This is a genomic window from Enterococcus sp. AZ103, from assembly GCF_051714685.1.
In the GTDB taxonomy this organism is placed as follows: domain Bacteria; phylum Bacillota; class Bacilli; order Lactobacillales; family Enterococcaceae; genus Enterococcus_A; species Enterococcus_A alishanensis.
In genome coordinates this window covers 897,590-923,507 of record NZ_JBIOSI010000002.1, presented here as the reverse complement: position 1 = coordinate 923,507, position 25,918 = coordinate 897,590, and the positions used below count along the sequence as shown (strand labels likewise).

Sequence of the window (25,918 nt, the reverse complement as noted above, 5' to 3'; positions counted from 1 at the left end):
TTTAATTTTTACTCTTTTTGTGATAAATCAAGAACAATTGGCACAGAAGAAAGATTGATTGTCTCGCTATAAATGCCCTCTGTTTCGAAAATAATTAATTCATTTTCGCCTTTTTTCAATAAAGCTTTAGGAATATACAATGTTAGATAAGGACCTTTTTCCCAAAATCTTCCTAGATTAACGCCATTAATCAGTGCAATTCCTTTTCCAAATTTTGAAATATCAAGAAAAGTATCTTCGACCGCTTCAAGTTCAAATTTATATTGATAAAATGCTGGATTATTTTTTTGCCATTCTTTTGAAAAATCAATTCGATCCAATTTCTCGAAATTAATCGAAAATTGTTCCCAGTTTAACATGAAATGTAAATCCATCATTACACCGGTGCGGATACCTTTTCTTTGCGTATCTGCTAACAACTTATGACCATAATTTACACGCCCCATATTCTCCATTAATATATCAACTTGATTTTCTGAGCGAGAAAGTGCTAATTGGATATCATTACCAATTTCTTCTTGATATTGGGTCGTCACATAGCTTTTATTCAAATAAACCTGTGCTCGATCCCGACCATCAATAATTCTAAATCTTTCCTCTGTAGCATCTTTTAAAAACTTAGTGCGATAAACCATGTAACCATAATATTGTTCAAAATATTCCATATTTGCTGGATATTTTGTTGTATGTCGCTCACTGATTTCTTCTAACACTTCAAATAAAGCAACTTTATTCGTTAGTTGGATAGATGATTTTTCTATTGTCGATTTTACCTTTGGTGCCGTTTGAACAATATCAGGAAACATTTTATGAATCACATTTTTTATAACAGTATATTTTTCTGTAGGATTTCCCTGTTCATCTAGCGGTGCACCATAATCGTAAGAAGTGACTTGTGGTAAGTCCTTAGTTCCTCTAGCAGAACAACCATTCATAAAGCCAAAATTCGTCCCCCCGTGGAACATATATAGATTAATACTACCAATCGTCAGTACCTCTCTAACTGCCTCACCTAATTCTTCTGGATCACGTGTTACGACCGGCTCTCCCCAACGATTAAACCAGCCATCCCAAAATTCCATACACATTAATGGCCATTTTTTGTTATTATTTTGATGAAAAGATGCTAAGTTTTTAAAGTTCAGTTGCCCTTTCGAACCAAAATTTCCCGTTGATAAAATATCTTGCTCATTCATACTCCCTGCTCTTAACGTCGCTAACCATGCGCCATCTGAAGTAAACAAAGGAGCAGTTACACCATTGTTTCTCATTAAAGTAACCATGGCTTGCAAATACTCTTTATCTTCACCATAAGAACCATACTCATTTTCTACTTGCATCATAATGATAGGTCCACCATTTTCCATTTGAAATGGCGTAACTTTTGGTAAAAGGACATGATAATATTTTTCTACATAATCTAAATAATTAGGATCGGACGAACGAATGCGACAATTTTTTTCCAATAACCAAGCTGGCAAACCACCAAATTCCCATTCGGCACAGATATAAGGTGATGGCCGCAAGATAACGTATAGCCCTGTATCTGCCGCAGTTTGAATAAATTTTTCCAAGTCAAGAATACCTTCAAAATTAAAGACTCCTTCTTTTGTTTCGTGGGCATTCCAAGGTACATAAGTTTCAACAGTATTAAAACCCAATGCTTTCAAATTAAAAAGTGAATGTTCCCAATCACTAGGATGAACCCGAAAATAATGTATGGCACCTGATAATATTTTGAAAGGTTTACCGTCTAATAAAAAATCTTCTTTAATTTCAAATGTCATCTTTAATTCTCTCCTTTTAAGAAAACGCTAACAATTATTTTATATATTAAATAAATTAACATGTGAAAGCTACTATGTCAACGGTTTCATTTAATTAGTATATAAGTTAATATATAAAATATAAGTAATGAAGATTTACCTTTTAACATCATTTTTTAAATTTTAAGAAAGTAGGTTTTACACTATGCAAATGAAGTCCAATTCGATCGAAGTCAATTTTAATACGAACGGGTCAATAGAATCTTTAATATCCACTATCAATCCTAAAATTAACTGGGTTTTAGCAAACAACAGCACTTTTGGTCTCCCCTTTGTTAATGGCAGCCAATCAACAGAAACTTATCTTACTGGAAATACTATCTATACAGAGTCTGAAAAAAGTTTTAATTCTGAATCAAAGGAATGCTTTGTTAAATTTCATTTAAATGAAGATTTGCTTTCATTTACTAGCCAACTACCTTTACATGCCGGACCAAGATCAGGAATTGATTTTAGCTTTAATCTTTTAGATTCCCCAGATGACAAATGGACCAATCAATGTATGCCTCATGTTATCTATACTGCTGAAGACCAGAGCTTTTGCTATATTATTTTCTTTAACCCTGACGGGGGCTATTTAACTTGGGTAGTTGACGAGCCGTTTGCGGCATGGCGTATTAAATATAGTCCAAACGGACATAAAATGGTTGGCTTCCAGTTATTAAATGAAGCAGATGATATTGTTGGAAAGAATTTACCGTTAACAGAAAATCTTTCTGGGCATATTTTCTTTTCTGAAGACTTATCAACTGCTTATGACCGCCTTTGTGACATCTTAGAAACAACAATTATTAGTTTTGATCAGTCAGGCGCTCTAGTTGGCAACAAACTTCCTTTAATCATTCATGGTGCTTCTTATGCTGATGGTTTTCAAATAATTGACCCACAAAATAATAGACAGACAGTCTCATCATTAAAACAGTTGTCTTTATCAACAAAGGGCACCTATACTCTATTACCTATTACAAAGGGTCGATGCCATCAAACTAAAATTTTAGCACATGATTATTGGCAAGATTTGTTACATCGTTCGAGCGATTTTTATCGGAAAAATTTTCAAGATAAAACTGGTGCTTTTTATCGTGTTATTTGGCGAGATAGTCTTTCACCAGCTGGGGGCATAACCTACGAAGGGATTGATTTTGGTAATCCTCAAAAAATGATTTCTTGTAAAACAGGAGAGTTTGGGGGTTTCGCAGGTTGGTTAATGATTAAAGCTGCACTTTCCGACCCTAGTGATGAAGCTGCCCGATTAGCAGCCGAAAAATATATTGAGTCTTGGGCTTTAAATTTAGATCATCCAGATAAGCCGCTGCCAGGCACAATTGCTGCTTTTCCTCAAGAATTTGGCGGTCGGAAATTTGGTGCTTATCATGTTTATCATGATTTTAATTATCCGCAATATGAAATTTTTTTAATCGAACAGTTAGTTGATTATTATCATCTAACAAAAAAAGACACGATTCGTGACTATGCTATAAAAATCGGACGACATTTTGTAAAGGAACACATAAACGATCAAAGTGCTGTATGGTGTCAAAATAAGAGCACTAGCATTCCTAGAGATTATTCGACGGTTCACACTCCTGTAACTGGTTTACACAAATTAGCCACAATAGCTTTTGACACAGATCAAACATATTTTTTAAAAACAGCTGAAAAGTTGGCTGATCATATCTGCCAAAGAGGACTGACCTTTCCTACTGAAGGAGAACAATCTACAGAAGATGGATCAATGGCTTGCAGTGCTTTGTCTTTGTTATATGCTTATAAGCATATTCAACCAAAAAAAGAATATTTAAATACAGCCAAACTAATCTTGGATAAACACCGTGTTTTAGAACTTAACGGTGCAGATAGTCGTCTTTTTTATTCCAGTTTACGATTTTGGGAAACCATGTATGAAACAAGATCTTGGGGACCATCAATTAATGGCGGTCATGCTTGGAGTTTGTGGACAGCTGAAGCAAAATTACTTTACTCAGAAATTACTGATGATTACCAAGTCTTTAAGGAAGCTTACTGTGGATTTATGGCGACTTTAAGTAATATGGATGAAAATGGCGGGATTTTTTGTTGCTACACTCCAGACATGCTTCCTGGTAAACCACATTCTTATGATCTTTATTTAGAGAATCAAATTGAAAAAGGAAACTTTATTGATCTTTATGAAACAAGTACAAAATTTGCTCAAAGTCAACCGACTCACAGCTATTCTACTAGCGGAACATATACTTTAATAAAAGCAACTGAATACTGGAATCGCATGGCAGGTATAGATTTTACTGATTATACAGCTATCAATGGTCTGCTAGAAAACACTACTTTTACTCTTGCCATTGAAAATGAAGGAACTTTATTGATCAATGGTTTACCAGAAGAAGAATTATTCATTATCTTACCACCTGAAAATACTACATTAAAAATTAAAATGACGCCTGATCAGTTTCAAAAACTCACATTTTTAAATTGTGAAATAATAAAAATTGATGGTGGCTATTCAATTAATAAAATCCAAAAATCATTTTCAATCAAACCAAAGAAATAAAAAAAACACTTGGGACAGCACAGCAAGCGTCCCAAGTGTTTTTTTTATTCTATAACTTCAATTTTTTGATACCAGGAAGTAGCAGTTTCAGACAACACTTTATTTAAACTTTCAATATTATTACGTCCTTCTGTTTGCAACCACTCGCGGGCATTAGCTTCTCCTGATACAACAAAAGGTTTGACACCATCTTTCCAAGTTGCACGCCCACACAAAACACCATTAAAAGTTGAACCTGCTTCATGGGCAAAAAGAAGTGTTTTTTGGAACATATCAGTAGAAACACCGGCACTCAAAAAAATAAAGGGTAATCTTGTTGCCTCACTTTGATCACGGAAAAATGCAGCTGCTTCTGAAGCAGAATAAGCTATCCCTTCTTCAGCAAGACCTTCAACATAATGCATGTTTACTGGTACCTCTACTTTTAGTACATCTACTTTGTAACGTGGTTTATCAAACTCTTTCATCATCTCAATGACTTTGTGTGGTTTTACTTTAGCATATGCCAAAGAATTCGCGTCATTATCTATTGCATCATAAGACACTAACTCTAGATAAAATGGCAAATCTTCTGCCGCACATTCACTGCCCAGACGTTCAATAAACACATGCTTTTGATGATTAATTTCCTCATCTTCATCCACATCATAATAAAGCAGAAATTTAATTGCATTGGCCCCTTGCTCTTTCAAACGCAACACCGACCAATCAGCTAATAAGTCGGGCAAACGTCCCGGTGTACTTGCATCATAGCCAGTTTTCTCATAAGCCAATAATAATCCAGCTTCAGAATCTCGAGCATTCGCGGCCGGTAAACCATATTCTGGGTCAAGTAAGATTGACGAAGCATAAGGAGTCAATTCTTCTGACACTAATTTTTTAAACTCTTCAATTTGCTGATCTGTTGGTTCTTTCCCTAGGGCTTTTATCATTTTTTTCAAGGCACCTCGTTGATCAATTGCAAGAGCACTAATCACACCATCTTTGTTAGATAAGTGATCCATGGCTGCCTTTTTATTTTTCGTCAATTTTAGCATGAATTTTTCCTCCATTTTTCTACTGATAAGGGTGAATGGTGACACCTTTTACTACTCTGTTAACTGTGCCAGTCGGTGAAGGTGTATCTGGTGTATTTCCAACTTTAACTGAAGTTAATAAGGCAACTGTTTGAGCCACCATCACGAAAGCCAAAGCCGCGTAGCCATCTGGAAGCAATGCTAATTCTTCTGAAAAAGCAAATTGATCACCAGAGAAATTTCTTTTTCCTGGTTGTGCTATAGCGATGACCCCAGCCGCAATCCCATCTGCTCGAACTTCTTCTAACACATCCAGATCATAATCCCGCGTGTATGTTTGGTTGTTAACAAAACCGAACATAACTGTCTTATCGTTAATAAAAGATTTAGGACCATGACGAAAACCCATCGAAGAATCAAAGACTGTCGCCACCTTACCAGCGGTTAATTCTAAAATTTTCAACTGAGCTTCGCGACTCAAACCAGCTAAACTACCTGATCCTACATACACAATTCGATCAAAGTCAAGATCAACAATTTTTTGAATGTCTTTTTCGCGAGCAATCACTTCTTCACCTAATTTGCTAAGCGTTTCAACATAATGCTGTTTTGTTTCTAAGTCGGATTGATCAAAAACTAACAAGGTACTTAATGTCATACATGAAAAGCTACCTGTCATAGCAAAGCCATCATCATTTGATCGACTTGGCATTAATAAAAGAAAACTTTTCGCATCTGCTTGGCTAATTTTTGCTAACTGCCCATCAGCAGCACACGTGATCGACAAATGATGAATTGTATTCACTACCTGATTAGCAATCTCAACAGCCGCGATACTTTCTGGACTATTTCCGCTTCGGGCAAATGAAACAAGTAATGTCGGTTCATCACTAATCAAATACTCTTGAGGAGAAGCAACAATATCTGTTGTCCCAATTGCTTCAAAAATAAAATCTTGATGATTTCCGTGCTGACGTAAATATGGTGTGATGGTATCACCCACGTATTGTGAAGTACCAGCGCCTGTAAAAATCACTCTCGTTTTTTGACCTTTTGCTGCTTCTTTGACTTTTCCAATAAATTCTTGTAGTTCTTCTTGCGCATTTTTGTAAATATTTATTGTTTCTTCCCATAATTCTGGTTGTTGGCGAATTTCACGAGTTGTAATTTCTGCACCAAGATCTATTAATTTTGATTTTTCTAATTCATACATTTTTTATTTCTCCTAACTATTTCGAATATGTCGAATCTTGTAATGAAATTGATCCGCACGAGCAACACTCAATGTGTACTCAATTATTTCATTTTTTACATTGTAAGTTGAACGAGCCAGATGAAGTACAGGGGCACCTTCTGGAATCATTAGTAATTTTGCGTCTTCCAAAGAAGCAATACTTGCATAAAGTTCTTCATCTGCTAATCGAATGATTTGATCGAAATTTTCAGAAAAAACATCATAAAGTGGTTTGCTCCGAAGAAGTGATTCTTCCAATGATAGAAATTTTTTAGCAGGTAAATAAGTCTCTTCAACCATTAATGGTTCGTTATCAGCTAATCTCAACCTACTTAAGTGATAAACCTCTTCCAATAAAGAGAGGTTTAAGCGCTGAGAAACGAAATAATCTGCTGTGATTTTTTCAAACAATAAGATGCGGGTTTCTGGTTTTTTCCCCATCTGCTTCATTTGTTCAGTAAAACTATATGCTGTTGCCAAATCAGTATCATCGTTTTTGATATCAGAAACAAAGGTTCCTTTACCGTGACGTCGATAAATATAGCCACTACGCTCTAATTCTTCTAAAGCCAGACGGACAGTTGTTCGGCTAACATCATATTCATGAGTTAATTTTCGTTCAGATGGTAACTTGTCATGTGGAATCATGCCAGTGTTCATTCGTTCTTTTAATAAATCGGCCAATTGGTGATACAAAGCTTTGTTTTTTAAAGAAGTTGTCATAGAATTCTCCTACCTCGATAACTGGTTATAACCTTATACCAATAGTACGGTGGTTTTTTTTATTCTGTCAAGATAAAATGTTTTTCCTTTTTTTTAGAGATTAAAAAACCGATTGTTTCAGCAATATAGGAAAAATATTAATTTGGATCAATAAAAGACCTAGTATGATAATTTAAAACAAAGTATGAAAATCTAATACCAGTTAAGAAAATAAAATTAAAAAAAGAAAACTTTCAAATAGAAAGTTTTCTTTTCGTGCCTATTTAATGCCCTTTTTTCTTTTGTTGTTTTTTTAGTTGCTTTTGCTGAAATTTTGCTTCTGCCACATCAGCTTTATCTTGCTTTTGTCGCTTTTGCTTAGCTTTTTTTTTCAGCTGATGAACTTCTTGCAGTGCAAGTTGTGACTTGGTGGAAACAACTGGTTGACGTTTGGCACGATTAATCATTCGTTGTCGCCGTTTAGGATTAATTTTTCTCTCAACCAGGCCATTGTTTTCAGCTTTAACCGTTTGGCTACTGGCTAGAATTTTAGGCAACTGCTGATGAATAAAAATCATAATGTCCTGATCTTTTGGCTCTGGACCAAAAGTATGCTTGTAAACCAGCGATTCCTTTTGATCTTGAGCTTCCACTAAACCACACCAAAATGTGCCATCAAAATAAACAGTTAGTTTCATGATAGCCCCTCCTTTGTAAAAATTACAATGGACGACCTGGAGGGAAGGTTACTGACATTATTTTCATAATGCTCACGGACTACCAACCGTGACGTGTTTTTATGCTCTTTTAGCATAGAAGGATTTAGTTAATCTGTCAATTAATCTTTTAGCTCACAAAGCACCGTCGGATAATCTTTTACGTAATAGCGAAAATTTTTGCGACCTTTGCGAATAATTTCATGACCTTCTGCTTCTAACAATTTGATTTGCGCTGCAACACCACCAGGATATTTAGGATGAAGTTCCCCCTGTGCTTTTAATGTCCGCCAATAAGGTGTTTTATTTTCATTTCTTTGATGGCTTGCCCAAGCAACAATACTGATAAATATTCCCGCCGTAATTGGATCAGTAAAATCGGCCTCATTTTTTTTAGCCAAATAAGCGCGAATTTCACCAGTAGTAATGACTTTTCCTTCTGGAATTTTTTTCATGATTTCATCATAAGTTAACGGTGGTGCAAAATACATTTTTTCTCCGCCATATCTCTTGATTGACTTTTCGTCTGTCAAAATCTGAATTTTTGGCATCCCTTTTGACTCATGGAGCATCTTATTAAAATCTTTTTTATCTTCATTAGCCATTTCTCTCAGCTCCTTTTCTTTCATCATAGCCAAGATAAAGTAGTCAGGCAATGAGACACTTTATTTATTTTTTACATTTGCAAAGATTTGATAAGTATAAATCAAAATGAAGCTCAACAGTAAACTACCAACAATATCACTTAACCAATGAACACCTGAAAGTAAGTGACCAATCACTAAAATAATCATTACTAAACTAAAGATCAACGTCACTATTTTTCTTTTGAAATAAATAATCCCACAGGCTAAAACAGTCACACCAAATAAAATATGGCTTGACGGATAAGATGGTTCCATTAAACCCTCGAGTAAAATCGGTCGGTAATTAACCACTACTTTTTCAAAAAATAGATAACAGCATGACATTATGAAATAGATTATCCCTAAAACTAAAATATTTTGATCCACTAGCAACAATCGTTTGCGTTTTAGCCATTGAAATGCTCCCTTTATAACGAAATAAAGCGCCACTAAAATTGCAAATAGAAAAAAAGCATCTGACAATTTGTCCCACAATGGATGCACACCAAAGAAATGGTGCCCCCACTGATTAATAGCAGCAAATCCGACGAAACTATTTTGGGGGCCAATTTTTCGAACATCGATTACTTTTACGGCTATCGTGAAAATAACAAATAATAATAAAGGGATAACCAATTTAATTGATTTTTGTTTCATATTTTCTACCCACTTCCATCTTTTTTCGATACTCTTGAAAGATAGCAAGTCGATAAAAAAATCATAAGAATCTAGTGCTCACATCCAGGTGACGTATCGTGTCATCTGGGATAAATCAATAAAAAAACCTTAATAGCTAATAACATCAATAAAAAAGAAGCCGCATATGGTTGTCTCATAGCAATCATTAAAGTAGTAAAAATCAACAAGCAGCTAATTGAAAAAATAATTAAATATTTCTCGTTAAACTTTGAATTTCGACCCATTAAATAAAATGCAAAAAGATTGTATAGAAATATAAAAATTACGCTTACCACAATAATCCCTCTTTGGATAACAGGAGTTTCGGTTAAATTTAAAAGTGAAACATGAGCGACACGTGTTCCTAAATCATTACCGAAAAGAGGTAAGAAAAAGAAACCAACTACTAGTAAATCTAACAAGAAAAACAGTTGCTTTCGTGATTTACGCTTTTTTTCTTTCAAATCTTTTTGTGCAAGATTCAATAATTCCTTGTTTGATAACAAATCATCCAAAGAAATATTAAACAAAACAGATAATTCTTTTAAAGAATCAATACTGGGATACCCCCGTCCTGACTCCCATTTTGAAACAGCTGTTCTAGACACAAATATTTGCTGTGCCAGTTCTTCTTGGGTCCAGTCAGCTTCTAATCTAAGTTGCTTTATTTTTTGATTAAGCTCCATTTTATTCTCCTAAAAAAATATTCTTAAATCTATTTTTCCCAGTTTAATCATTCTGCTACATTGTACTTTTGACTGATAAGATCAAGCGAAATCTTTGTCTGATTATTTTTATTAATGGTAAACTTAACTAATCAATCAATTTTTAAACAATAGATAATCGTTTCTAACTAGAAATTTTTCAATATAAAAGAGGAGGAGATTGAATGAATTTTGATGTATTGTTTTTAGGAAGTGGACAAGGTGCTTGGAATGGCGCAATTCCCATGGCTAAGGCAGGATTGAAAGTTGGTGTAATCGAAGAAGGGTTATTTGGTGGCGTCTGTACAAATCGCGGTTGTAATGCAAAAATTACTTTGGATCGACCTGTTGAATTATTAAGACAAGTCGAGCAATTGCAAGGACGTGGTTTTAATGGCGTGCCACAATTAAATTGGTCTGATTTAATGGCTCATAAGCATGAAGTAATCGACTCGTTGGCACAAAGTAATCAAGACAAATTAGAAAATGCAGGCGTAAAAACAATTATTGGTCGAGGAACTTTCGTTGACAGTCATACTATTGAAGTAGCTGGTGAAAATTATACTGCCGATAAAATCGTGATTGTCACTGGTCAACTGCCTCACCGTTTGGCTATCCCTGGAAATGAATTATTTCACGACAGCACAGACTTTTTAGTTTTAGAAAATATGCCAAAAAAAGTAACGATTATTGGCGGTGGTTATATCGGTATGGAATTTGCAACTATGGCTAATGCTTTTGGCGCTGATGTGACAGTTATTTTACGGGGCGACAAAGTTTTACGAGAGTTCCACCAAGATTATGTCGACATTCTGGTGAAAGATTTAAAAAATCGTGGCGTGAAATTCCATACCAATGAAAACCTGAAAAAAGCTGAAAAAATCGATGAAAAAGTAGTATTAACAGGCGAAAATGGTTATACACATGAGTCTGACTATGTGATTGATGCAACTGGTCGCCGTCCGCAACAAAAAAATATGAATTTTGAAGGCATCGGCTTAGAATTTGACGAAATAAAAGGAATTTTTGTCAATGAATTTTTAGAAACAAATCTAACTGGTGTTTATGCAACCGGCGATGTGATTGCTAAAAGCCAGCCAAAAATTACGCCAGTAGCAGCTTATGAATCTCAGTATTTGGCTCATTTATTTACTGGTGATACAAATGAAGGAATTGTTTATCCGCCAATTGCGAAAACAGTTTTCACTTCACCAAGATTAGCCGAAGCAGGAATTTCCATCGCCGAAGCCCAAACCAAGCCAGATGAATACAAGATTACTGTCGTGGATTATGCTGCAAAGGATTGGTTCCATCAAGTAGGAAATGACGATATAAATTTAATTAGTTTTGTTCATAACAAAGCCGGTTATTTAGTTGGTGTGACGAATCTAGGAAATGATGCAGTCGAAACAGTTAATGGTTTATTAGATGTCATGAATGCCAAAATCAAAGCACCTCAGCAGGAAGAATTAATCTATCTTTTCCCAAGTATTGCCCACTCTTACATGAAATATATTTAATAAAGAAATGACGCTAAGCGAGATGATCTAGCTTAGCGTCATTTTTTGTCGATTTAATTATTTTTGATATTTTAATAATTGTTTGCGGGCCCTTTCGATTGCTTTGTAGCGCTTTGGCTGTTTCTTATAAAATTGTTGATGATAGTTTTCAGCTGGCCAAAATGTAGCTACTTCGCGAATTTCTGTCACAATTGGTTTGCGGTATTTCTTTGCAGCAATCAATTTGTCTTTAGAAGCATCCGCAAGCTTTCTTTGTTCCTGATTCGTTGGAAAAATCGCAGTGCGATATTGATTCCCACGGTCTTGAAACTGTCCTTGGTCATCTGTCGGATCAATGATTTGCCAATATATTTCCAATAATTCTTGGTAATTAATTAGGCGAGTATCGAAAATGATTTCTACCGCTTCTAAATAACCACTAGCACCAGTATGAACAAAATCATAACTAGGATTTTCTAGGGTCCCACCAATATAACCTGATAAAACAGAGATAATTCCTTGGCGTTCTTCAAAGGGTTCCACCATACACCAAAAACACCCACCAGCAAAAATCGCCCGCTCTTGATGTTCGACATCTGAAATTTGATGCTGTTCAAAATCAAACTGAACAACCTCACCATCAGTGATTCTTTGATAAAAATCAGCCACTTCCGGTGTCAAATTATTCCGACTTGCCAGTGGACGTAAACCAATTTCTAATTTTGCTAAGGCTGTCTGATCATTGCCTTCAGCAGCCACAGTATCTTTAAAAGCAGTTAGCAGTGATCGTTCAAAATCTCTTGTATGTGGATTCAAAATCAAATTATAGACGTCACTTAAAATTGTTGTTGTATCAAGTTTCATAGTCTTCCCTCCCATTAGAGAAAAATCATCTGAAATTTAACACATTTTCTGAGTTTAAGCGAACTTTTGAATTGGGGTCAAAATATATTTTTGTAGTGCTTGACTCACACCATTTTGATTATTATTTGCTGTAATTTGATTGGCTGATTTTTTCACAGTTTCCGGCGCATTATCCATAGCAACTCCCATTCCCGCTTGAGTCAACATAGGAATATCATTGAAATTATCACCAATCGCCATCGTATTTAGTAGATTTACCTGATAATAATTTGCTAACTCCAACAATGCCTTTTGTTTTGAAACCTTATGATTAGTTACTTCTAAATAATTATCTTTTGATAGGTAAAAGTCGCTTTCAGGAAAGTTTAAATTACTTAGGTATTCAAAGACTTCGTTGATTATTTCAGGTTTTTCAATTAATAAAAGCTTATGGATCGGAATATTTTTTTTCAGTAATAATAATTGAATATTACCTTCAATTGGTTGGTCACCTGAAATTTCAGCTTCAATTTCCACCCAAGAATCAATTTTATCTACATACCATGACTCACCAGAATATAAATTAATTGAAACTTGCGGAAAAATATTTTTTAAGATATCAACTAGAATACTAACTTCTGGCTGAACTAACTCATGACTAAATAAGGTTTCATTCTCTTTCATAATCAATGCTCCGTTATAACAAGCTATCGGTTGATCTTGAATTTCTAAAGCTTGAGCTAACGGCCACATTCCCTTTGGCGAACGAGCCGAAGCTAAAACAAAAGGAATATCTCTTTCTTTTAAAAGCTTTATTTTGCCTATTAATTGGTCGTCCAATTGATGCTGATCATCTAAAATTGTGCCATCAATATCACTTATAATAAATTTAATCGCCATCCCTATCATCCTCTCTTAAACAATTATTTTTATCTGTGAAGAAAACGGATTAGTTACAGAATGGTCTGTAACTAAATAATCAAATTCTGAAATATCTGCTGCAAAATAAGTCGCTGATTGTTGGAATTTTTTTGATTCCGCTACAAGAATTTTGGTCTTAGTTTGTTTTAAAATTAGTTTTTTTAAAATAGCATCTGATTCGTCTTGAAATGTCACTTTGCCATCTTCTAAGCCTGCAGCACCAATAAAAGCAACATCAAAAGTTATGTTCTTCAAAATTTCAGCTTCATTTAAAGCATAATAAAAGCGATTTTTTCGATAAAATTTCCCACCAATTAAATAAAAATCAATTTTTTCATTACTACTTAGCATGATGCTGTTGTCTAGTGAATGAGAATAAATCCGACAAGGTTGGTCAATTAATTGTGCCATCTTTAATACAATCGTTGAAACATCAAAAAAGTTAGTCTGCCCATCTTCAATAAATTCCAATGCTTTTTTGGCAATTTGACTTTTTTCTTTAGAGAATTTCTCCAAGCGCTGATTATAAGAAGCAATTTCTTGCTCCTCTTTGTTAGAGATAATACCTCCGTGGGTTCTTTGGACCAAACCACGATCAGCTAATAAACTAATATCACGCCGGGCGGTATCGCGAGAAATATCGAAAATTGACATAACCTCTTTGGTACTCAATTGTTCTTTTTCTTGTAATAATTTTTGAATTTCAACCAATCTTTGTTCTTGATACATGCCATCACCTCAGTAATACTATATCATCTTTTTAAGCAATTGTAAGTATTTTTATTTTTTTGTAAGCATTTAATGCGAAAAACTCATTACCTTAAGATAATGAGTTTTGCTTAAATTTTTCAATTCCTTGATAAAAACGATCTAATCCATCCGCTAAACGAATTTGGGGACAAGCATAATTCCAACGTAAAAATTGTCTGCCATTTCCACCAAAAATATCTCCTGCTGATAATATCAACCCGGTTTCTTTTCGCAAAAAATCAGCCAACATTTTACTGTCATTCGTGATTCTCGAACAGTCCAACCAAGCCAAATAAGTTGCTTCTGAGGAAATTATTTTTATCTCTGGTAACTTATCATGGATAAACTGGTTTAAACTTCGACGATTTCCTGTTAAATAGCGTTTTAGTTCTTCTAACCAGTCTCCTCCTTCATCAAATGCCGCCATCGCAGCTTGAATGGCGAAAGTATTCGGTTCTGCCACTTCATCGGTATTAATACCGCGATGCACTAATTGAAATAATTCTGGATTTTGCACATAAATCACTGACGTTTGTAAGCCAGCCAAATTAAAAGCTTTGGTAGGTGCCCAGCAAGTAATAGTTTGTTGAGCGATTTCTTTGGAAATGGCAGCCATTGGTGTATAAGAAAATTCTGGATGCGTCAGGTCACAATGAATTTCATCACTTAATATCAAAACATCATTTAAAAGACACAACTCACCAATCTTTGCCAACGTACTTTTGTCCCAAACTTTGCCAATTGGATTATGGGGATTACAAAAAATCAACATGGTTGTTTTCGGATCAACCAATTTTTTCTCTAAATCTAAATAATCAATCCCATAACGGCCATCTTGATAAGTCATTTCTGAAGCCAAAACCTGACGTTGATTGTTGAGAATCGAATTGAAAAAAATATTGTAAACTGGTGTGATAAGAACTATCTGGTCATCCACTTTTGTCATCTTACGAACGATTGAAGAAATTGCCGGCACAACACCTGTACAAAACATCATTGCATCCGTTGCTGGTTTAAATTGATGCTTTTTCCACCACCAATTTTGAATACTCTCAAAAAATTCTGGTGGAACAGTATTATACCCGAATGCCCCTTGTGAAATTCTTTTTTCCAAAGCTTTCGTCACAGCAGGTGCGGTTTCAAAATCCATATCTGCTACCCACATCGGCAACTCATTTTCAGCAATATCCCATTTATAAGAATTATTTTGGCGACGATCAATTAATTGATCAAAATCAACTGGCATGGGCGTGATCTTCTCTTGTGGTAATGTTGGTTGCTTCTGGAATAATTTTCGGATCATCGAAAATCAACTCCTCCACAGCCAAAGTAGAAATCTTTCCACTAATCGGATTTTTGATACTATCAACCGTGGTCGCAATCTCAGCATCGACGGTTGAATATTCAAAGGCCAAATCGGTATTAATCACACGACAGTTAATTAACTTAACATTTTCCATGTAACACATGCCTTGTTCACTCTCAATCACACAATTCACAAAAGTCACATTTTTAGAATTCCAACCTAAATATTCACCAATGATTGTCGAATCAGAAACCACAACATTTTCACAATTCCAAAAAGCATCTTTTGAAATAATTTTACTATGACGAATTTCAATATTTTTCCCGCCATCAAAAAGATAATTTCCTGTAATCGTTAATTGATTAGCGATAATTTTTTGACTATTTATACCAAAATAATCCCCGGCTGCAGATACTTTTTGTAAATAAATATCTTGGCAATTCCATAAAGTTTCTTGGGCATTTGGCAGATCGACATTGGTTAAGTGAATATCACTACTACGACGAAATGTTTTAGGCGCTTGAATCAAACTATCGGAAATCATCAAATGATGACTATACCAGATACCTGAACGAGCTGTGTCCAGTAAGGTGATATTTTCTGCTTGAATACCACGTGCGTACCATAGTGGATATTTCCATTTAAAAATATCATTTTCTAAAACTAATTGATTGCTTTCTTTTAGTGGTGATTCTCCATCAGCAAAAACGGAATCACTAATTTTTAAATTTTCAGCTTTAAATAAAGCTCGCTCACCGGTCAATAATGCTTGTTTGATTTCATTCATATTGTTACTCCTTTTCAGTCAACCAAAGAATTTCGGCTGAATCATTTGCTCTTAATAGTTTCCTTAGTGCTGTCGGATTGTCGATTTTCCCAATCCGGGTATAAGAATAATTGGTCGAAAAATTTTCGTAAAATACCACTAATGTTTGACTGCCATAAAGCATCACATCGCCAGCTTGAATTTGCTCTACTTGTTGTGCATTTGTAGTTAAAACATCTGGTAGATCAGCAAATTTTTCATTATCATTGTGATCGGTCATGGTTAATTTCAAGGGCAATAAGTTTTGGAACGCCGTTGCGGTGGGATTTTTTTCATACTGAATAGAAAATGATTGATCATTCACTTGTAAATAGTGTTGAGTTTGATAGCTACTCATTTCAGTCTCACTTTCTGCTATATGCTCGTTTTTGTTAAAAGAGTCTTCTATGTTGGTTGAAGGTCTAACTGTTTGATTGCTACAAGCGGATAACAAAAAGATAGTCAAAAATAAAAATACGATTTTTTGTTTCATAAAATCTCTCCCAGAGGTTGGTTAAAGTGTTTATCCTTGCGGGGTAAAATTTGCTGCACCATGTAAATGTCAGTTTAATCACTTTTTAGCTTATCTAGAAATTTCGGAATGCTTACTATAATTCATCGACCTCTTCTTAATAGTTTGAACTTTACAACTTCAAGTCAAGGTGAAGTCAATAGCTTTTTTTAAATAATTTAAATTTCTTTGATAATTTTTGCTGGTGTTCCTGCCACAATCACATTATCAGGCACATCTTTTGTAACCGTCGCATCAGCTGCCACAATTGCATTTTCTCCAATTGTCACGCCAGGTAAGACTGTCGCATTAGTGCCAATCCAAGCGTTTTTCTTAAGCTTAACTGCCTGCGGTAAAATACCCCTTCTTTTTTGGGGATCAATAATATGGTTCACTGAAATAATTCTTGCCATTGGTCCAATTAAGACGTCATCTTCAATTTCAATCCCGCCCAAATCGACAAATTGCACATTTTGATTAATAAAAACATTTTTCCCAAAAATAATATGTTTACCAAAATCTGTATAAAACGGCAGAGAAACGACCACAGAATCATCAATTTTTTGATCTGTGATATTTTCTAAATAAGTCAAAACTTCATTTGGTGTCCGATATTCTTGGTTTAATTCTGCAACTAAACGTTCGTTATTATCTTTTACCAGATGAATTTCTCGAAAAAGTGTCGAGCCTTTTAATATTTCTTTACCATTAATTTTTTGTTGTAAATTGTATGTATTCATCGCCATCACCTTTATCTATTTGATGGCTTAAGCATACTCGGATATAATTGACTTGACTAATACTTATATAGAATGAACTGATATGCTTTTTTATTATAGGAGGAATTAGATGGATTTAAGAGTTCTAAACTACTTTTTAACGGTTGCTCGTGAGAAAACTATCAGCCGTGCAGCAGAAGTTTTACATCTTTCACAACCAACATTATCGAAACAATTAAAAGATTTGGAAATTGAGTTAGGCGTGGAATTATTTAAACGGGGCAATCGCGAAATAACTTTGACTGAAGATGGTGTTTATTTGCAAAATCGCGGACAAGAGATTTTATCTCTGGTGGATGTCACTACTGCAAATTTACAAAAAAATAAAGTGATTGGCGGAGAAATAACAATTGGGGGTGGCGAAACACAAAGTTTTCAATTTATATCCGTTATTTTAAATGACCTATTAAAAAACTATCCAGATTTATCAATTCGTTTATATAGTGGTAATGCAGATGATGTAATGGAAAAGATCGACAAAGGCTTACTAGATTTCGGGCTAGTCATCGATCCTGTCAAAAAACAAAAATATGAGTATTTACGGTTACCAATGAAAGATCGCTGGGGTATTATTGTTAATCGGAATCATCCATTGGCAACATCTAATCAAATCACGCCAGAAGATTTACTCAATCAATCCTTGCTCATTTCAAATCAATCTTTGGTAGACAATCAACTAGCGGAATGGTTAGGCGGAAACCTCAGCAATTATCATATTGCCGGGACGTATAATCTATTATTTAACGCATCATTATTAGCAAAAGAAGGGAATTTAGTTATTTTATCAATTGATGGTATTATCAATACGCAACAATCCGATTTAATTTTCATACCATTTTCTCCCCCATTAACAGTGAGTATCAATCTGATTTGGAAGAAAAACCAAGTATTTTCTAACGCATCAACCCTATTTTTAAAAAATTTATTGCAAGAAAATAATTAAGCCATAACAAATTGCCAACAAATTTCTGCCTCTTCCTTTGCTCGTAAGCTTTGGATTTGGCAGAGATTTTTCGTTAACCGTCCCATTTTTATTCGCGGGACGCCCATTGTAGTACATTCATCTTCTAAACAAATCCCAATTTCTTTAGTCCAAGGAAAATAACTAATGTCACCAGCACAAGAATAATACTGCTCTGTGCAATTTGTCGTCAATTCTACTTTCGAAGAAAAGTAATAGGTTGCTAAATCATTCTTTTGGAAAAACAAGGGCTGTTGAAAATTACACTGCAATAACACATCAAAGAAGCAAGCACAAATATCTACTTCCGTCAAAGTATCCCCCATCTGCAAAAAAACCTGCATCTTTTGTAAATTCTTCCGTTGATTCACAATTACTCCTCCATCTTTACCATAATGCCAAATCAGTTTTTTTAGTTGGCGCCTGAAAAACTGAATCTATTAAAATTAATTCTTCAGCAGTTAATTTTTTAGTTGCAGCTGCAACATTTTCTCGTATGTGTTGTGGGCTTGCGGCTTTAGGAATAGCAATGGTGCTTCCATCTCTGATTGCCCACGCTAACATTATTTGCCCAACACTGATTTCTTGATCATCAGAAATTTTCAAAAGCACGACACGTTGCTCTTCAGTCAACTGTTGCCATTGACCTTTAATCATTGGTGAGTAGGCCATTGTAGTTATCTGGTTTTCCTGCAGATAAGGCAACAAATCAAACTCAACACCACGCTCAATAATATTATACTTAATCTGATTAGTGGCACAGTTTTTGCCTTGTGGTAATGCCAATAGTTCTTCCATGTCTACAGTATCAAAATTAGAAACACCCCAAGCACGAATTTTCCCAACCTTTTTTACCTCTTCCAAAGCAGCTACTGTTTCAGCTAAAGGTATATCACTTTTCCAGTGTAAAAGGTACAAATCTAGTTCATTTATTTTTAATCGTTGTAAACTTTTATCTAAACTTTCCAGTAGTTTTTTTCTGTTAGCATTTTTAGGTAAGACTTTTGATACAACAAACAAATCTTCCCGTTTCTTATTTTTGATGGCCTCACCAACTAGCTCTTCTGCTTTTCCATCGCCGTACATTTCAGCTGTATCAATCAACTGGATGCCTTGGGATAATCCTTGCTGAATACCTCAATTTCATTCTCCCGATTCATTGCATGGTCACCTATTTGCCAAGTTCCGATGCCGATAGGAAAAATTTCTTTACTTGCTAGGTTCACTTTCCCCATTTTTTTCACCTTCTATACTTTGATTATTTACACTTTACTCCTTGGAGTTCGGTTTAAGTCAAGAAAAAAAACTAGAACATTAAATTTCTAGTCTCTTTATTTAATCTTATTCATAATCACCTAATAAAGGTAATTCTGCTATTAAATAATTTGCATAGTTTCTTGCGGCGACTGCTAGTTCCGATTCAGAAATGCTTGAAGCTCCGGCCAATACAAATGGTTTAACAAATTTTGTACCAATTAAATTACTTGTTGCTTAAAATGGACGTAGTAAATCATGAACCTCATATTTAAAATTAACCTGACGAACATAATTTTTAGCTGGTGCACCAGGTGAAACAGCAATTAATAATTCTTTCCCTTTTAATGCATTTCCGCTACTACCATAAGCCCAACCGTATTCTAGAACTTCATCTTGCCATTGTTTCAACAAAGCTGGTGAAGAATACCAGTACATCGGGAATTGTAAAACAATCCGGTCCGCTTTCTCTAATCCAGCTTGCTCAACTGCCACATCGATTTTAAATTCTGGATAAAGCTGATACATATTTTTAACAGTCACTTCTGATAACTGTTCTGCCGCCTCTGCTAAACGACGATTGACTGTCGATGCATTTAAATCTGGATGAAATACTAGTACGAGTGTTTTCATTTTTATCAACCTTTCAATAGTTATTTTAATTTTTAATTCCCAGTTAACCAATCTGACACATTATCCTCCATACTATCCATATCATTTTCTGATAAACCAAGACCAGTGTGTACATTTGCTCTGCTAGCTAACAATTCAACTTCTTCAACTGCACTATCAATCCCACTGCTACCACTAGTGTAAAAAGGATAAACTTCTTTACCTGACAAATCATTATCTGTTAAAAATTTTTGAATTGGCAAAGAAATTGATCCATACCAAATTGGTGAGCCTAAATAAATAGTATTGTAATCTGCTAAAGATGTCTCTATATTAGCTAAGTCAGGTAACGCATCATTTTCTATTTGTTCAGAAACAATATCGGTTACATCAGAATATTCATCAGGATAAGGTTCAGCAGTCGCAATTTCAATCAAGGTGCCACCTGTTTTTTGCTGGATTTCATTGGCAACTTCTGCAGTTGTACCCGTCAATGAGTAATAAATAATTGCAACAGAATTGTCATTGGAAACTGTTGTAGATTCTCTTGTATCAACCGCATCTTCTCCCGTACCGCAAGCGCTAAGTAAAAATAAACCAAGTAATGCGAAAATGATTTTTTTCATGGTCCTTCCTCCTAAATATTTTAAGTTAGCTTTACATTAAAAGAAAAGATCTTCCATTACCAATACTTATTTAGAATCCCAGATATGCCAAAAAAGCATATCAACCGTACGACAAAAAAAGCCAGAGGATAAATTCCTCTGACTCAAAAGTTAAAAATTCTTATTTCACACCGTAAAATGCGATGCCTTCATCTTTCCAACCTTTATTTACAATACCATCTTTTTCAGAAACAGATGTTGTAAACAAGTGAGAACCTGCACCTTGGGCATTAGGGTTAAATGCACGGTACACTGCAACACCTTCAGCTTTATCAGCAGAATAGAATGCTACGCCTTCTTTATTCCAACCAGCATTTGCAACTGAATTGTATTCAGCTTCACTGGATGTGTAGAAGTGTTCACCTGAATTTTTGTTGTATAAACGATAGACAGGTGTACCAACTGCTTCATTGGCAGTTTTCCATGCAGTACCTTCATCAGTCCAACCAGCTTTTATGACTCCATCAAACTCAGATTTACTTACAGTGTATAAGTGTTCACCTGAATTTGGATTGTAAGCACGATATAATTTAACACCATTGTAAACGGCCTTTTCAATATTTACAGTAGTTGTTTTAGTTGCGATGACTGAACTTGTATCAGCTTTACCATCCGCACCTGCTGCATATACCTTAGTAGTAGCAGTATATTTACCAGGGTTTGCTTGTAAGGCTTTCACTAAAGCTTCGCCAGTTTTGCCAGCTGCAGCGCCATCTAAATCAACTTCGTAGAAATACTTATCAGCTTGTAAGTTAGCTGCTGGAGCGATTGCAGCATTTTGATCAACGCCGTTATCAGACCATTTTTCGTCAGTAGAGTTGATTAGTAATCTTGTTAACATGCCGTCGCCACCGTAAGCTTCAAACGGAATAACTTCATTAACACCAGCTGAGAATGGTCCAGTAAAGTTAGCAGCACCAACTTTTTCTCCAGAAACAGTTACTGTATCTTTGATATTTTTAGAAACGGAATTTTGAATACTTTCATCAACAGTTAAAGCAACTGTCTTAGTCGCTACTGGTGTAGATGTATTATCAGATGCATAAACATTAACAGTTGCAGTGTATTTACCTGGGTTTGCTTGTAAGGCTTGTACCAAGTCATCGCCAGTTTTACCAGCAAGTACGCCACTTAATGAAACATTATAAGTGAATTGGCCAGCAGTAAAGTTTGAAGCAGCAAGTAAGGCTGCATTTGTTCCAGCAGAACCATTATCTGACCATGCAGCATCATCAGAAGCTTTTAATAATCTTCTTGAAATCATGCCATCTCCACCAAAAGCTGAAAAGTCAAGATCTGAATTAATTCCAGCTGTATAAGGGCTGTCAGTTCCTTTACCATTTGTTACATCACTAACTGATAAAGTAGCTTCACTTTTAACTGTATTGTCTAAAGCTGATTGAATATCTGGTATACCAATTTTAAATTGAACTTTTTTAGTAGCAACTTGTGCATTGTTTTGATAAACAGTCACTGTTGCATTTAATTCAGTTGCAGTTGTTTCTTGTAATGCTGTTAATAATTCTTGATTTGTTGTTTTGTCTGCGAATTCAGGATCTGTTAGTTTTACTTGATAAGTATAACCATCTGCTTCCGTTAAGCCTTCCACAGGTAATAATGGAGAATTGCTGCCAGAACCATTATTAGACCAAGCTGCTCCATCTGAAGAGTTTAACAACAAACGAGTAAGCATGCCATCTCCGCCAAATGCAGCAAAGTTGATATCTGAAGATACACCCGCTAAGAAAGGACCGTCAGCTTCAGCTGCTGTAATATCACTTTTAGAAACATAAGCAGTTGTTTTAATATTGTCTTGAACTGCTTTTACAACATCGCTTGAAGTAACTGCTTTGCTAGCTGCAGTAGTAGAAGTCGTTGCGGCTTGAACTTTTGTTTGTCCAGCAACTGCTAATAATCCGCTAGTTCCTAAAACTGCTAATGAAACCAATGAAGCTGCGATTCTTTTTTGTTTGCTTTTTGATAAAGCTCTTGTTTGTTTTTTTAACAAACTTTGATTTTTGTTACTCATGGTAACTCCTCCATTTTTTTACGACCGACCACTCACATAAAATCAGTAATGTCAAAATTAAATCTAACAAATATTACATAAATACATTTATGCTTCGTAAATAAGTCATATTTTTATTTTCTATGAAGTTTACATCGCTTAGGGAAAAATTTTATTTGTCCAAATAATTTGATTTCCTATGTTTTTCATCGCTTCATGAAAAGGATACTACTATTTGTTATTCTTTTTGTAAAATTATATGTTTGCTTAAATTAAGTATTATTTACAGACTATTCTGAGTAAGTATTTATATAATTATCGATCAATAAGAATAAACTCAAAAAAAATATTATTTTTATTTCAAATGCCTGAATTTATCGAAATGAATCTTATATTGAAATTTTTTATGTCAAGCTATCTGAAATTTCAATAGTAAAAAAATTAAATTCCCCTCAATAGCTTGATACTTACGAAAAAAAAAACCAAGCTAAAAAATTAGCTTGGCTTAAAATATCACGCTTTAATTTGATTAATATCTTCAGTAATTATCCAATCGTCCATATTATTTTGACGGTCATACTTAAATGGTTCGATAGCTTCTAAATGATCAATTTCATATAGGGCTAAAAATTTCTTTCCTGCCCAGCGTTTATACTGCGCTTTTGAAAGATTCAATTCCTTTTCATGTTTATCAACAAATGCAGCCGATTCTTCAGGAGTCATCTTTTCAGTTTCTATGACATTTTTAATTACACCACGATGCGTCACCATTTGATTGCCGCCAGTTTCAACAAAATAGACAAGGTCATCGATTTTTGCTCGTCCACCCAATGGACTTTTTCGACCTGCGGCGCCACGAATAATCATGGTTTTTTCCTTATTCAACAATTTTTCTAATTCTTTTCCTTGCTTGTTTAGATAGACTAGGTGTTCAGCCCGTCCTTCTTTGTTCTGATACCATTCACTTACAGCCATTTTTTACCTCCAATTGAATCATTTTAATTTAATTTTATTTCATGCTAAGATAACGCCAAACTAAGAAAGTAGGGATTATCTTGAAAAAAATACGAATTATGTTTTGTGTACAAAACGTGGAAACCATCAGCCAATTTTGGCAAGAAAAACTAGGTGCTGAATTGATAGAAAATCAGCCATTGCCAAAGGGATTGTCTAATGCTATTTTAAAAATTTCTGGTGAAATTGAATTTGTGATTTTCCCCCGAGATTTCATTGCTGAGGTTTCGCCGGAGGTTTTAGATAGCACGCCTTCTTTGATGTTGTATCGAGAAGACTTTGAAGAATTGCATGAACGCTTGAACCCATCAGCAGAATTAATGACAGTTGATCAGACTGCTACCTTTAATTTTACCGACCCTGAAGGAAATTATTTCGTGATTGCTAAGGCTTAGTTTATTATAGCAAAAAAATAGACCTGACGGTGGGGTCCGTCAGGTCAGGAGTTAAAAATGAAAAAGTGTTAGGGTTGTTGTTGGTACTTATAATATAAGTCATAAATGTGAAGAAAGTTTGAATTTTTATGGTTAATTTAAAAAAAACTTTATTTGTAAGTTTCTTTCAACAAATTAAAAGCCGTCCATGCTTTAGGCCAACCTGCGTAAAAAGCTAAATGGGTAAACATTTCTACCAACTCTTCTTGAGTGACACCATTTTCTTTAGCAATTTTCAAATGAGCTTCTAGTTGTGGCAAACCTTGTGACATTAAACTAGCGACCGTGATCATACTTCTGTCATGAGCAGAAAGCTGACTTTCCCGCGCCCAGACTTCACCGAATAATACATCATCATTTAATGCCGCGAATTGTGGTGCTAGATCACCTAAGTTATCTCTACCTGCTGTTTGTTTTTTCATGATTATTCCTCCTAAAGTTGATCGTAATGAGTATCTTCAACTGGTTCTAGCCAAACTGCTTTTCCGGCAGTTATTGCCAAATGTTCAAACCAACTATCTTTTTTAGCACCATGCCAATGTTTTACGCCATCATGAGTTACAATAACATCTCCAGGTTTTAAACTTTGAGGCGCTTGACCATCTTCTTGATACCAACCTTCTCCACCAGTTACTAATAAAATTTGAAATCCACCTTCGTGAATATGCCAATTATTTCGACAACCTGGTTCAAAAGTTACATTACCGACACCCACATTCACATCGGGATCGGCAACCAAGGTATTTAAATAACTTTGTCCAATAAAATATTGTGCATAAGCGTCATTTTTTTCTCCAACTGGAAAAATGACGCCATTCTTTACTTCTTCGTTTTTCATATTATAAGCTTCCTTTCTTTAACTGTTTCTTATGACACGTATCACACTGATATTGCATCAGCCAATTATCGATGGCAGTTTGACTTTTTTCAACTTTCGACCCACGAACAGCTAATCCTGTTTTGATTATTGCAGTGGGACAAAGATTCTTTAAATCAACTAAAGAACTTCCTAATGCACTACCTTCATGGGTACAAAAAGGATAAATATTTTTTCCTGAAAAATCTTGCGAGGCTAAAAAGTGCTGCAAAATTTCTGGCATCGTGCCGCACCAGTTAGGATAACCGATAAAGAACTCATCATCATCAACATTTATTGATAAATCGATAAAATCCGTTGTTAATTCTTTTTTATGACAAACCTGTTCAACTAAGGCATCATAATTTTCAGGATAAGGTTGACTCGGTTTCAAAGAATATATTTCAGCATCAATTTTTGCGGCAATGTTTTCAGCTAAAATTGCAGTATTGCCTTTTTCTCGAACTACTTTTTGCCCATTAATAATCGTCTCGCCGCCATGGGAGAAATAAATAATGATTGCCATATTTACTGCCACCTCCTTACTACTTCTTCATCTTAAACCCATATTTGTTATTGGTCTAATACCTTCTTTTTTAGTTATCATAGCTAGAAGGCATGAAAAAACTTCCCGGCAAACTTTGCCAGGA

Annotated in this window: 29 protein-coding genes; 4 read left to right on the top strand and 25 right to left on the bottom strand. The window is 35.0% G+C overall.

Annotated elements, in window-relative coordinates; genetic code table 11:
• Window positions 1-8 precede the first annotated feature (8 nt).
• Window positions 9-1,787 carry a glycoside hydrolase family 35 protein gene (locus ID741_RS19155; RefSeq protein WP_438721231.1) on the bottom strand — a complete coding sequence of 593 codons (1,779 nt, stop codon included), beginning with the start codon at window positions 1,785-1,787 and terminating at the stop codon, window positions 9-11.
• A 184-nt stretch (window positions 1,788-1,971) separates the two neighbouring features.
• On the opposite strand from ID741_RS19155, the gene ID741_RS19150 reads away from it, so the two are divergent.
• Window positions 1,972-4,374, top strand: coding sequence for a hypothetical protein (locus tag ID741_RS19150; RefSeq protein ID WP_438721230.1), 2,403 nt, complete (start codon window positions 1,972-1,974; stop codon window positions 4,372-4,374).
• A 44-nt stretch (window positions 4,375-4,418) separates the two neighbouring features.
• On the opposite strand, the gene lacD is transcribed toward ID741_RS19150, so the two are convergent.
• The 7 genes from lacD to ID741_RS19115 form a co-directional block, all read right to left on the bottom strand.
• Complete coding sequence (gene lacD, locus ID741_RS19145) at window positions 4,419-5,411, bottom strand: tagatose-bisphosphate aldolase (RefSeq protein WP_438721229.1); 993 nt, start codon at window positions 5,409-5,411, stop codon at window positions 4,419-4,421.
• Between the two features lie 19 nt (window positions 5,412-5,430).
• Window positions 5,431-6,603 (bottom strand): SIS domain-containing protein, encoded by a 1,173-nt coding sequence (locus tag ID741_RS19140; RefSeq protein ID WP_438721228.1) that lies wholly within the window; start codon window positions 6,601-6,603, stop codon window positions 5,431-5,433.
• 12 nt (window positions 6,604-6,615) lie between these two features.
• Window positions 6,616-7,347, bottom strand: coding sequence for a GntR family transcriptional regulator (locus ID741_RS19135; protein ID WP_438721227.1), 732 nt, complete (start codon window positions 7,345-7,347; stop codon window positions 6,616-6,618).
• 263 nt (window positions 7,348-7,610) lie between these two features.
• Window positions 7,611-8,024 carry a YjdF family protein gene (locus tag ID741_RS19130; RefSeq protein WP_438721226.1) on the bottom strand — a complete coding sequence of 138 codons (414 nt, stop codon included), beginning with the start codon at window positions 8,022-8,024 and terminating at the stop codon, window positions 7,611-7,613.
• A gap of 140 nt (window positions 8,025-8,164) precedes the next feature.
• Window positions 8,165-8,647, bottom strand: coding sequence for an MGMT family protein (locus ID741_RS19125; RefSeq protein WP_438721225.1), 483 nt, complete (start codon window positions 8,645-8,647; stop codon window positions 8,165-8,167).
• 60 nt (window positions 8,648-8,707) lie between these two features.
• Window positions 8,708-9,325, bottom strand: a complete 618-nt coding sequence (locus tag ID741_RS19120) for a phosphatase PAP2 family protein (RefSeq protein ID WP_438721224.1) — start codon at window positions 9,323-9,325, stop codon at window positions 8,708-8,710.
• Window positions 9,326-9,426: 101 nt separating this feature from the next.
• A complete protein-coding gene (locus ID741_RS19115; protein WP_438721223.1) occupies window positions 9,427-10,032 on the bottom strand; it encodes a helix-turn-helix domain-containing protein in 606 nt (201 codons plus the stop codon).
• A gap of 203 nt (window positions 10,033-10,235) precedes the next feature.
• Between ID741_RS19115 and ID741_RS19110 the strand changes: the two genes are divergently transcribed.
• Entirely contained in the window at window positions 10,236-11,570 is a 1,335-nt protein-coding gene (locus tag ID741_RS19110; protein WP_438721222.1) for a dihydrolipoyl dehydrogenase family protein, read from the top strand.
• 57 nt (window positions 11,571-11,627) lie between these two features.
• On the opposite strand, the gene msrA is transcribed toward ID741_RS19110, so the two are convergent.
• From msrA to ID741_RS19075, 7 genes are all read right to left on the bottom strand, one after another.
• Entirely contained in the window at window positions 11,628-12,413 is a 786-nt protein-coding gene (msrA, locus tag ID741_RS19105; RefSeq protein ID WP_438721221.1) for a peptide-methionine (S)-S-oxide reductase MsrA, read from the bottom strand.
• Between the two features lie 54 nt (window positions 12,414-12,467).
• Complete coding sequence (locus ID741_RS19100) at window positions 12,468-13,301, bottom strand: HAD family hydrolase (RefSeq protein WP_438721220.1); 834 nt, start codon at window positions 13,299-13,301, stop codon at window positions 12,468-12,470.
• 6 nt (window positions 13,302-13,307) lie between these two features.
• Window positions 13,308-14,042 (bottom strand): DeoR/GlpR family DNA-binding transcription regulator, encoded by a 735-nt coding sequence (locus ID741_RS19095; protein ID WP_438721219.1) that lies wholly within the window; start codon window positions 14,040-14,042, stop codon window positions 13,308-13,310.
• 91 nt (window positions 14,043-14,133) lie between these two features.
• Window positions 14,134-15,309 carry a MalY/PatB family protein gene (locus ID741_RS19090; protein WP_438721248.1) on the bottom strand — a complete coding sequence of 392 codons (1,176 nt, stop codon included), beginning with the start codon at window positions 15,307-15,309 and terminating at the stop codon, window positions 14,134-14,136.
• Entirely contained in the window at window positions 15,299-16,156 is an 858-nt protein-coding gene (locus ID741_RS19085; protein ID WP_438721218.1) for a DUF3737 family protein, read from the bottom strand. The genes ID741_RS19090 and ID741_RS19085 overlap by 11 nt, the downstream gene beginning before the upstream one ends.
• Window positions 16,157-16,160: 4 nt before the next feature.
• Window positions 16,161-16,667 (bottom strand): cyclophilin-like fold protein, encoded by a 507-nt coding sequence (locus ID741_RS19080; protein WP_438721217.1) that lies wholly within the window; start codon window positions 16,665-16,667, stop codon window positions 16,161-16,163.
• 197 nt (window positions 16,668-16,864) lie between these two features.
• A complete protein-coding gene (locus ID741_RS19075) occupies window positions 16,865-17,425 on the bottom strand; it encodes a DapH/DapD/GlmU-related protein (RefSeq protein ID WP_438721216.1) in 561 nt (186 codons plus the stop codon).
• 109 nt (window positions 17,426-17,534) lie between these two features.
• Between ID741_RS19075 and ID741_RS19070 the strand changes: the two genes are divergently transcribed.
• Complete coding sequence (locus ID741_RS19070; RefSeq protein WP_218326005.1) at window positions 17,535-18,407, top strand: LysR family transcriptional regulator; 873 nt, start codon at window positions 17,535-17,537, stop codon at window positions 18,405-18,407.
• Here ID741_RS19070 and ID741_RS19065 read toward each other — a convergent pair.
• From ID741_RS19065 to ID741_RS19035, 7 genes are all read right to left on the bottom strand, one after another.
• A complete protein-coding gene (locus ID741_RS19065; protein ID WP_438721215.1) occupies window positions 18,404-18,796 on the bottom strand; it encodes a hypothetical protein in 393 nt (130 codons plus the stop codon). The genes ID741_RS19070 and ID741_RS19065 overlap by 4 nt on opposite strands.
• Before the next feature lie 16 nt (window positions 18,797-18,812).
• Window positions 18,813-19,529, bottom strand: coding sequence for an aldo/keto reductase (locus ID741_RS19060; protein ID WP_438721214.1), 717 nt, complete (start codon window positions 19,527-19,529; stop codon window positions 18,813-18,815).
• Window positions 19,526-19,660: a hypothetical protein gene (locus ID741_RS19055; protein ID WP_438721213.1), complete on the bottom strand. Its 135-nt coding sequence runs from the start codon at window positions 19,658-19,660 to the stop codon at window positions 19,526-19,528. Before ID741_RS19055 ends, ID741_RS19060 begins: the two co-directional genes overlap by 4 nt.
• A 256-nt stretch (window positions 19,661-19,916) precedes the next feature.
• On the bottom strand, window positions 19,917-20,312 hold the full coding sequence (locus tag ID741_RS19050; RefSeq protein ID WP_438721212.1) for an NAD(P)H-dependent oxidoreductase: 396 nt from the start codon (window positions 20,310-20,312) through the stop codon (window positions 19,917-19,919).
• Window positions 20,313-20,344: 32 nt separating this feature from the next.
• Window positions 20,345-20,917 carry a flavodoxin gene (locus ID741_RS19045; protein ID WP_438721211.1) on the bottom strand — a complete coding sequence of 191 codons (573 nt, stop codon included), beginning with the start codon at window positions 20,915-20,917 and terminating at the stop codon, window positions 20,345-20,347.
• A 160-nt stretch (window positions 20,918-21,077) separates the two neighbouring features.
• Window positions 21,078-22,985: an SSURE domain-containing protein gene (locus tag ID741_RS19040; RefSeq protein ID WP_438721210.1), complete on the bottom strand. Its 1,908-nt coding sequence runs from the start codon at window positions 22,983-22,985 to the stop codon at window positions 21,078-21,080.
• A gap of 492 nt (window positions 22,986-23,477) precedes the next feature.
• Window positions 23,478-23,939 carry a hypothetical protein gene (locus ID741_RS19035; protein ID WP_218326010.1) on the bottom strand — a complete coding sequence of 154 codons (462 nt, stop codon included), beginning with the start codon at window positions 23,937-23,939 and terminating at the stop codon, window positions 23,478-23,480.
• Window positions 23,940-24,019: 80 nt separating this feature from the next.
• Between ID741_RS19035 and ID741_RS19030 the strand changes: the two genes are divergently transcribed.
• Window positions 24,020-24,373: a glyoxalase gene (locus ID741_RS19030; RefSeq protein WP_438721209.1), complete on the top strand. Its 354-nt coding sequence runs from the start codon at window positions 24,020-24,022 to the stop codon at window positions 24,371-24,373.
• A 149-nt stretch (window positions 24,374-24,522) separates the two neighbouring features.
• On the opposite strand, the gene ID741_RS19025 is transcribed toward ID741_RS19030, so the two are convergent.
• From ID741_RS19025 to ID741_RS19015, 3 genes are read right to left on the bottom strand one after another with little or no spacing between them, the layout of a single operon-like run.
• On the bottom strand, window positions 24,523-24,834 hold the full coding sequence (locus ID741_RS19025) for a carboxymuconolactone decarboxylase family protein (RefSeq protein ID WP_218326011.1): 312 nt from the start codon (window positions 24,832-24,834) through the stop codon (window positions 24,523-24,525).
• 11 nt (window positions 24,835-24,845) lie between these two features.
• Window positions 24,846-25,250, bottom strand: a complete 405-nt coding sequence (locus ID741_RS19020; RefSeq protein WP_218326012.1) for a cupin domain-containing protein — start codon at window positions 25,248-25,250, stop codon at window positions 24,846-24,848.
• Between the two features lies 1 nt (window position 25,251).
• Entirely contained in the window at window positions 25,252-25,794 is a 543-nt protein-coding gene (locus tag ID741_RS19015; protein WP_218326013.1) for a flavodoxin, read from the bottom strand.
• Between the last annotated feature and the right edge of the window lie 124 nt (window positions 25,795-25,918).

Bases quoted from the DNA above. Each gene is read 5' to 3' on its own strand.
- ID741_RS19155 (WP_438721231.1), bottom strand. From the start codon at position 1,787: ATGACATTTGAAATTAAAGAAGATTTTTTATTAGACGGTAAACCTTTC.
- ID741_RS19150 (WP_438721230.1), top strand. From the start codon at position 1,972: ATGCAAATGAAGTCCAATTCGATCGAAGTCAATTTTAATACGAACGGG.
- lacD (WP_438721229.1), bottom strand. From the start codon at position 5,411: ATGCTAAAATTGACGAAAAATAAAAAGGCAGCCATGGATCACTTATCT.
- ID741_RS19140 (WP_438721228.1), bottom strand. From the start codon at position 6,603: ATGTATGAATTAGAAAAATCAAAATTAATAGATCTTGGTGCAGAAATT.
- ID741_RS19135 (WP_438721227.1), bottom strand. From the start codon at position 7,347: ATGACAACTTCTTTAAAAAACAAAGCTTTGTATCACCAATTGGCCGAT.
- ID741_RS19130 (WP_438721226.1), bottom strand. From the start codon at position 8,024: ATGAAACTAACTGTTTATTTTGATGGCACATTTTGGTGTGGTTTAGTG.
- ID741_RS19125 (WP_438721225.1), bottom strand. From the start codon at position 8,647: ATGGCTAATGAAGATAAAAAAGATTTTAATAAGATGCTCCATGAGTCA.
- ID741_RS19120 (WP_438721224.1), bottom strand. From the start codon at position 9,325: ATGAAACAAAAATCAATTAAATTGGTTATCCCTTTATTATTATTTGTT.
- ID741_RS19115 (WP_438721223.1), bottom strand. From the start codon at position 10,032: ATGGAGCTTAATCAAAAAATAAAGCAACTTAGATTAGAAGCTGACTGG.
- ID741_RS19110 (WP_438721222.1), top strand. From the start codon at position 10,236: ATGAATTTTGATGTATTGTTTTTAGGAAGTGGACAAGGTGCTTGGAAT.
- msrA (WP_438721221.1), bottom strand. From the start codon at position 12,413: ATGAAACTTGATACAACAACAATTTTAAGTGACGTCTATAATTTGATT.
- ID741_RS19100 (WP_438721220.1), bottom strand. From the start codon at position 13,301: ATGATAGGGATGGCGATTAAATTTATTATAAGTGATATTGATGGCACA.
- ID741_RS19095 (WP_438721219.1), bottom strand. From the start codon at position 14,042: ATGTATCAAGAACAAAGATTGGTTGAAATTCAAAAATTATTACAAGAA.
- ID741_RS19090 (WP_438721248.1), bottom strand. From the start codon at position 15,309: ATGCCAGTTGATTTTGATCAATTAATTGATCGTCGCCAAAATAATTCT.
- ID741_RS19085 (WP_438721218.1), bottom strand. From the start codon at position 16,156: ATGAATGAAATCAAACAAGCATTATTGACCGGTGAGCGAGCTTTATTT.
- ID741_RS19080 (WP_438721217.1), bottom strand. From the start codon at position 16,667: ATGAAACAAAAAATCGTATTTTTATTTTTGACTATCTTTTTGTTATCC.
- ID741_RS19075 (WP_438721216.1), bottom strand. From the start codon at position 17,425: ATGAATACATACAATTTACAACAAAAAATTAATGGTAAAGAAATATTA.
- ID741_RS19070 (WP_218326005.1), top strand. From the start codon at position 17,535: ATGGATTTAAGAGTTCTAAACTACTTTTTAACGGTTGCTCGTGAGAAA.
- ID741_RS19055 (WP_438721213.1), bottom strand. From the start codon at position 19,660: ATGGGGAAAGTGAACCTAGCAAGTAAAGAAATTTTTCCTATCGGCATC.
- ID741_RS19050 (WP_438721212.1), bottom strand. From the start codon at position 20,312: ATGAAAACACTCGTACTAGTATTTCATCCAGATTTAAATGCATCGACA.
- ID741_RS19045 (WP_438721211.1), bottom strand. From the start codon at position 20,917: ATGAAAAAAATCATTTTCGCATTACTTGGTTTATTTTTACTTAGCGCT.
- ID741_RS19040 (WP_438721210.1), bottom strand. From the start codon at position 22,985: ATGAGTAACAAAAATCAAAGTTTGTTAAAAAAACAAACAAGAGCTTTA.
- ID741_RS19035 (WP_218326010.1), bottom strand. From the start codon at position 23,939: ATGGCTGTAAGTGAATGGTATCAGAACAAAGAAGGACGGGCTGAACAC.
- ID741_RS19025 (WP_218326011.1), bottom strand. From the start codon at position 24,834: ATGAAAAAACAAACAGCAGGTAGAGATAACTTAGGTGATCTAGCACCA.
- ID741_RS19020 (WP_218326012.1), bottom strand. From the start codon at position 25,250: ATGAAAAACGAAGAAGTAAAGAATGGCGTCATTTTTCCAGTTGGAGAA.
- ID741_RS19015 (WP_218326013.1), bottom strand. From the start codon at position 25,794: ATGGCAATCATTATTTATTTCTCCCATGGCGGCGAGACGATTATTAAT.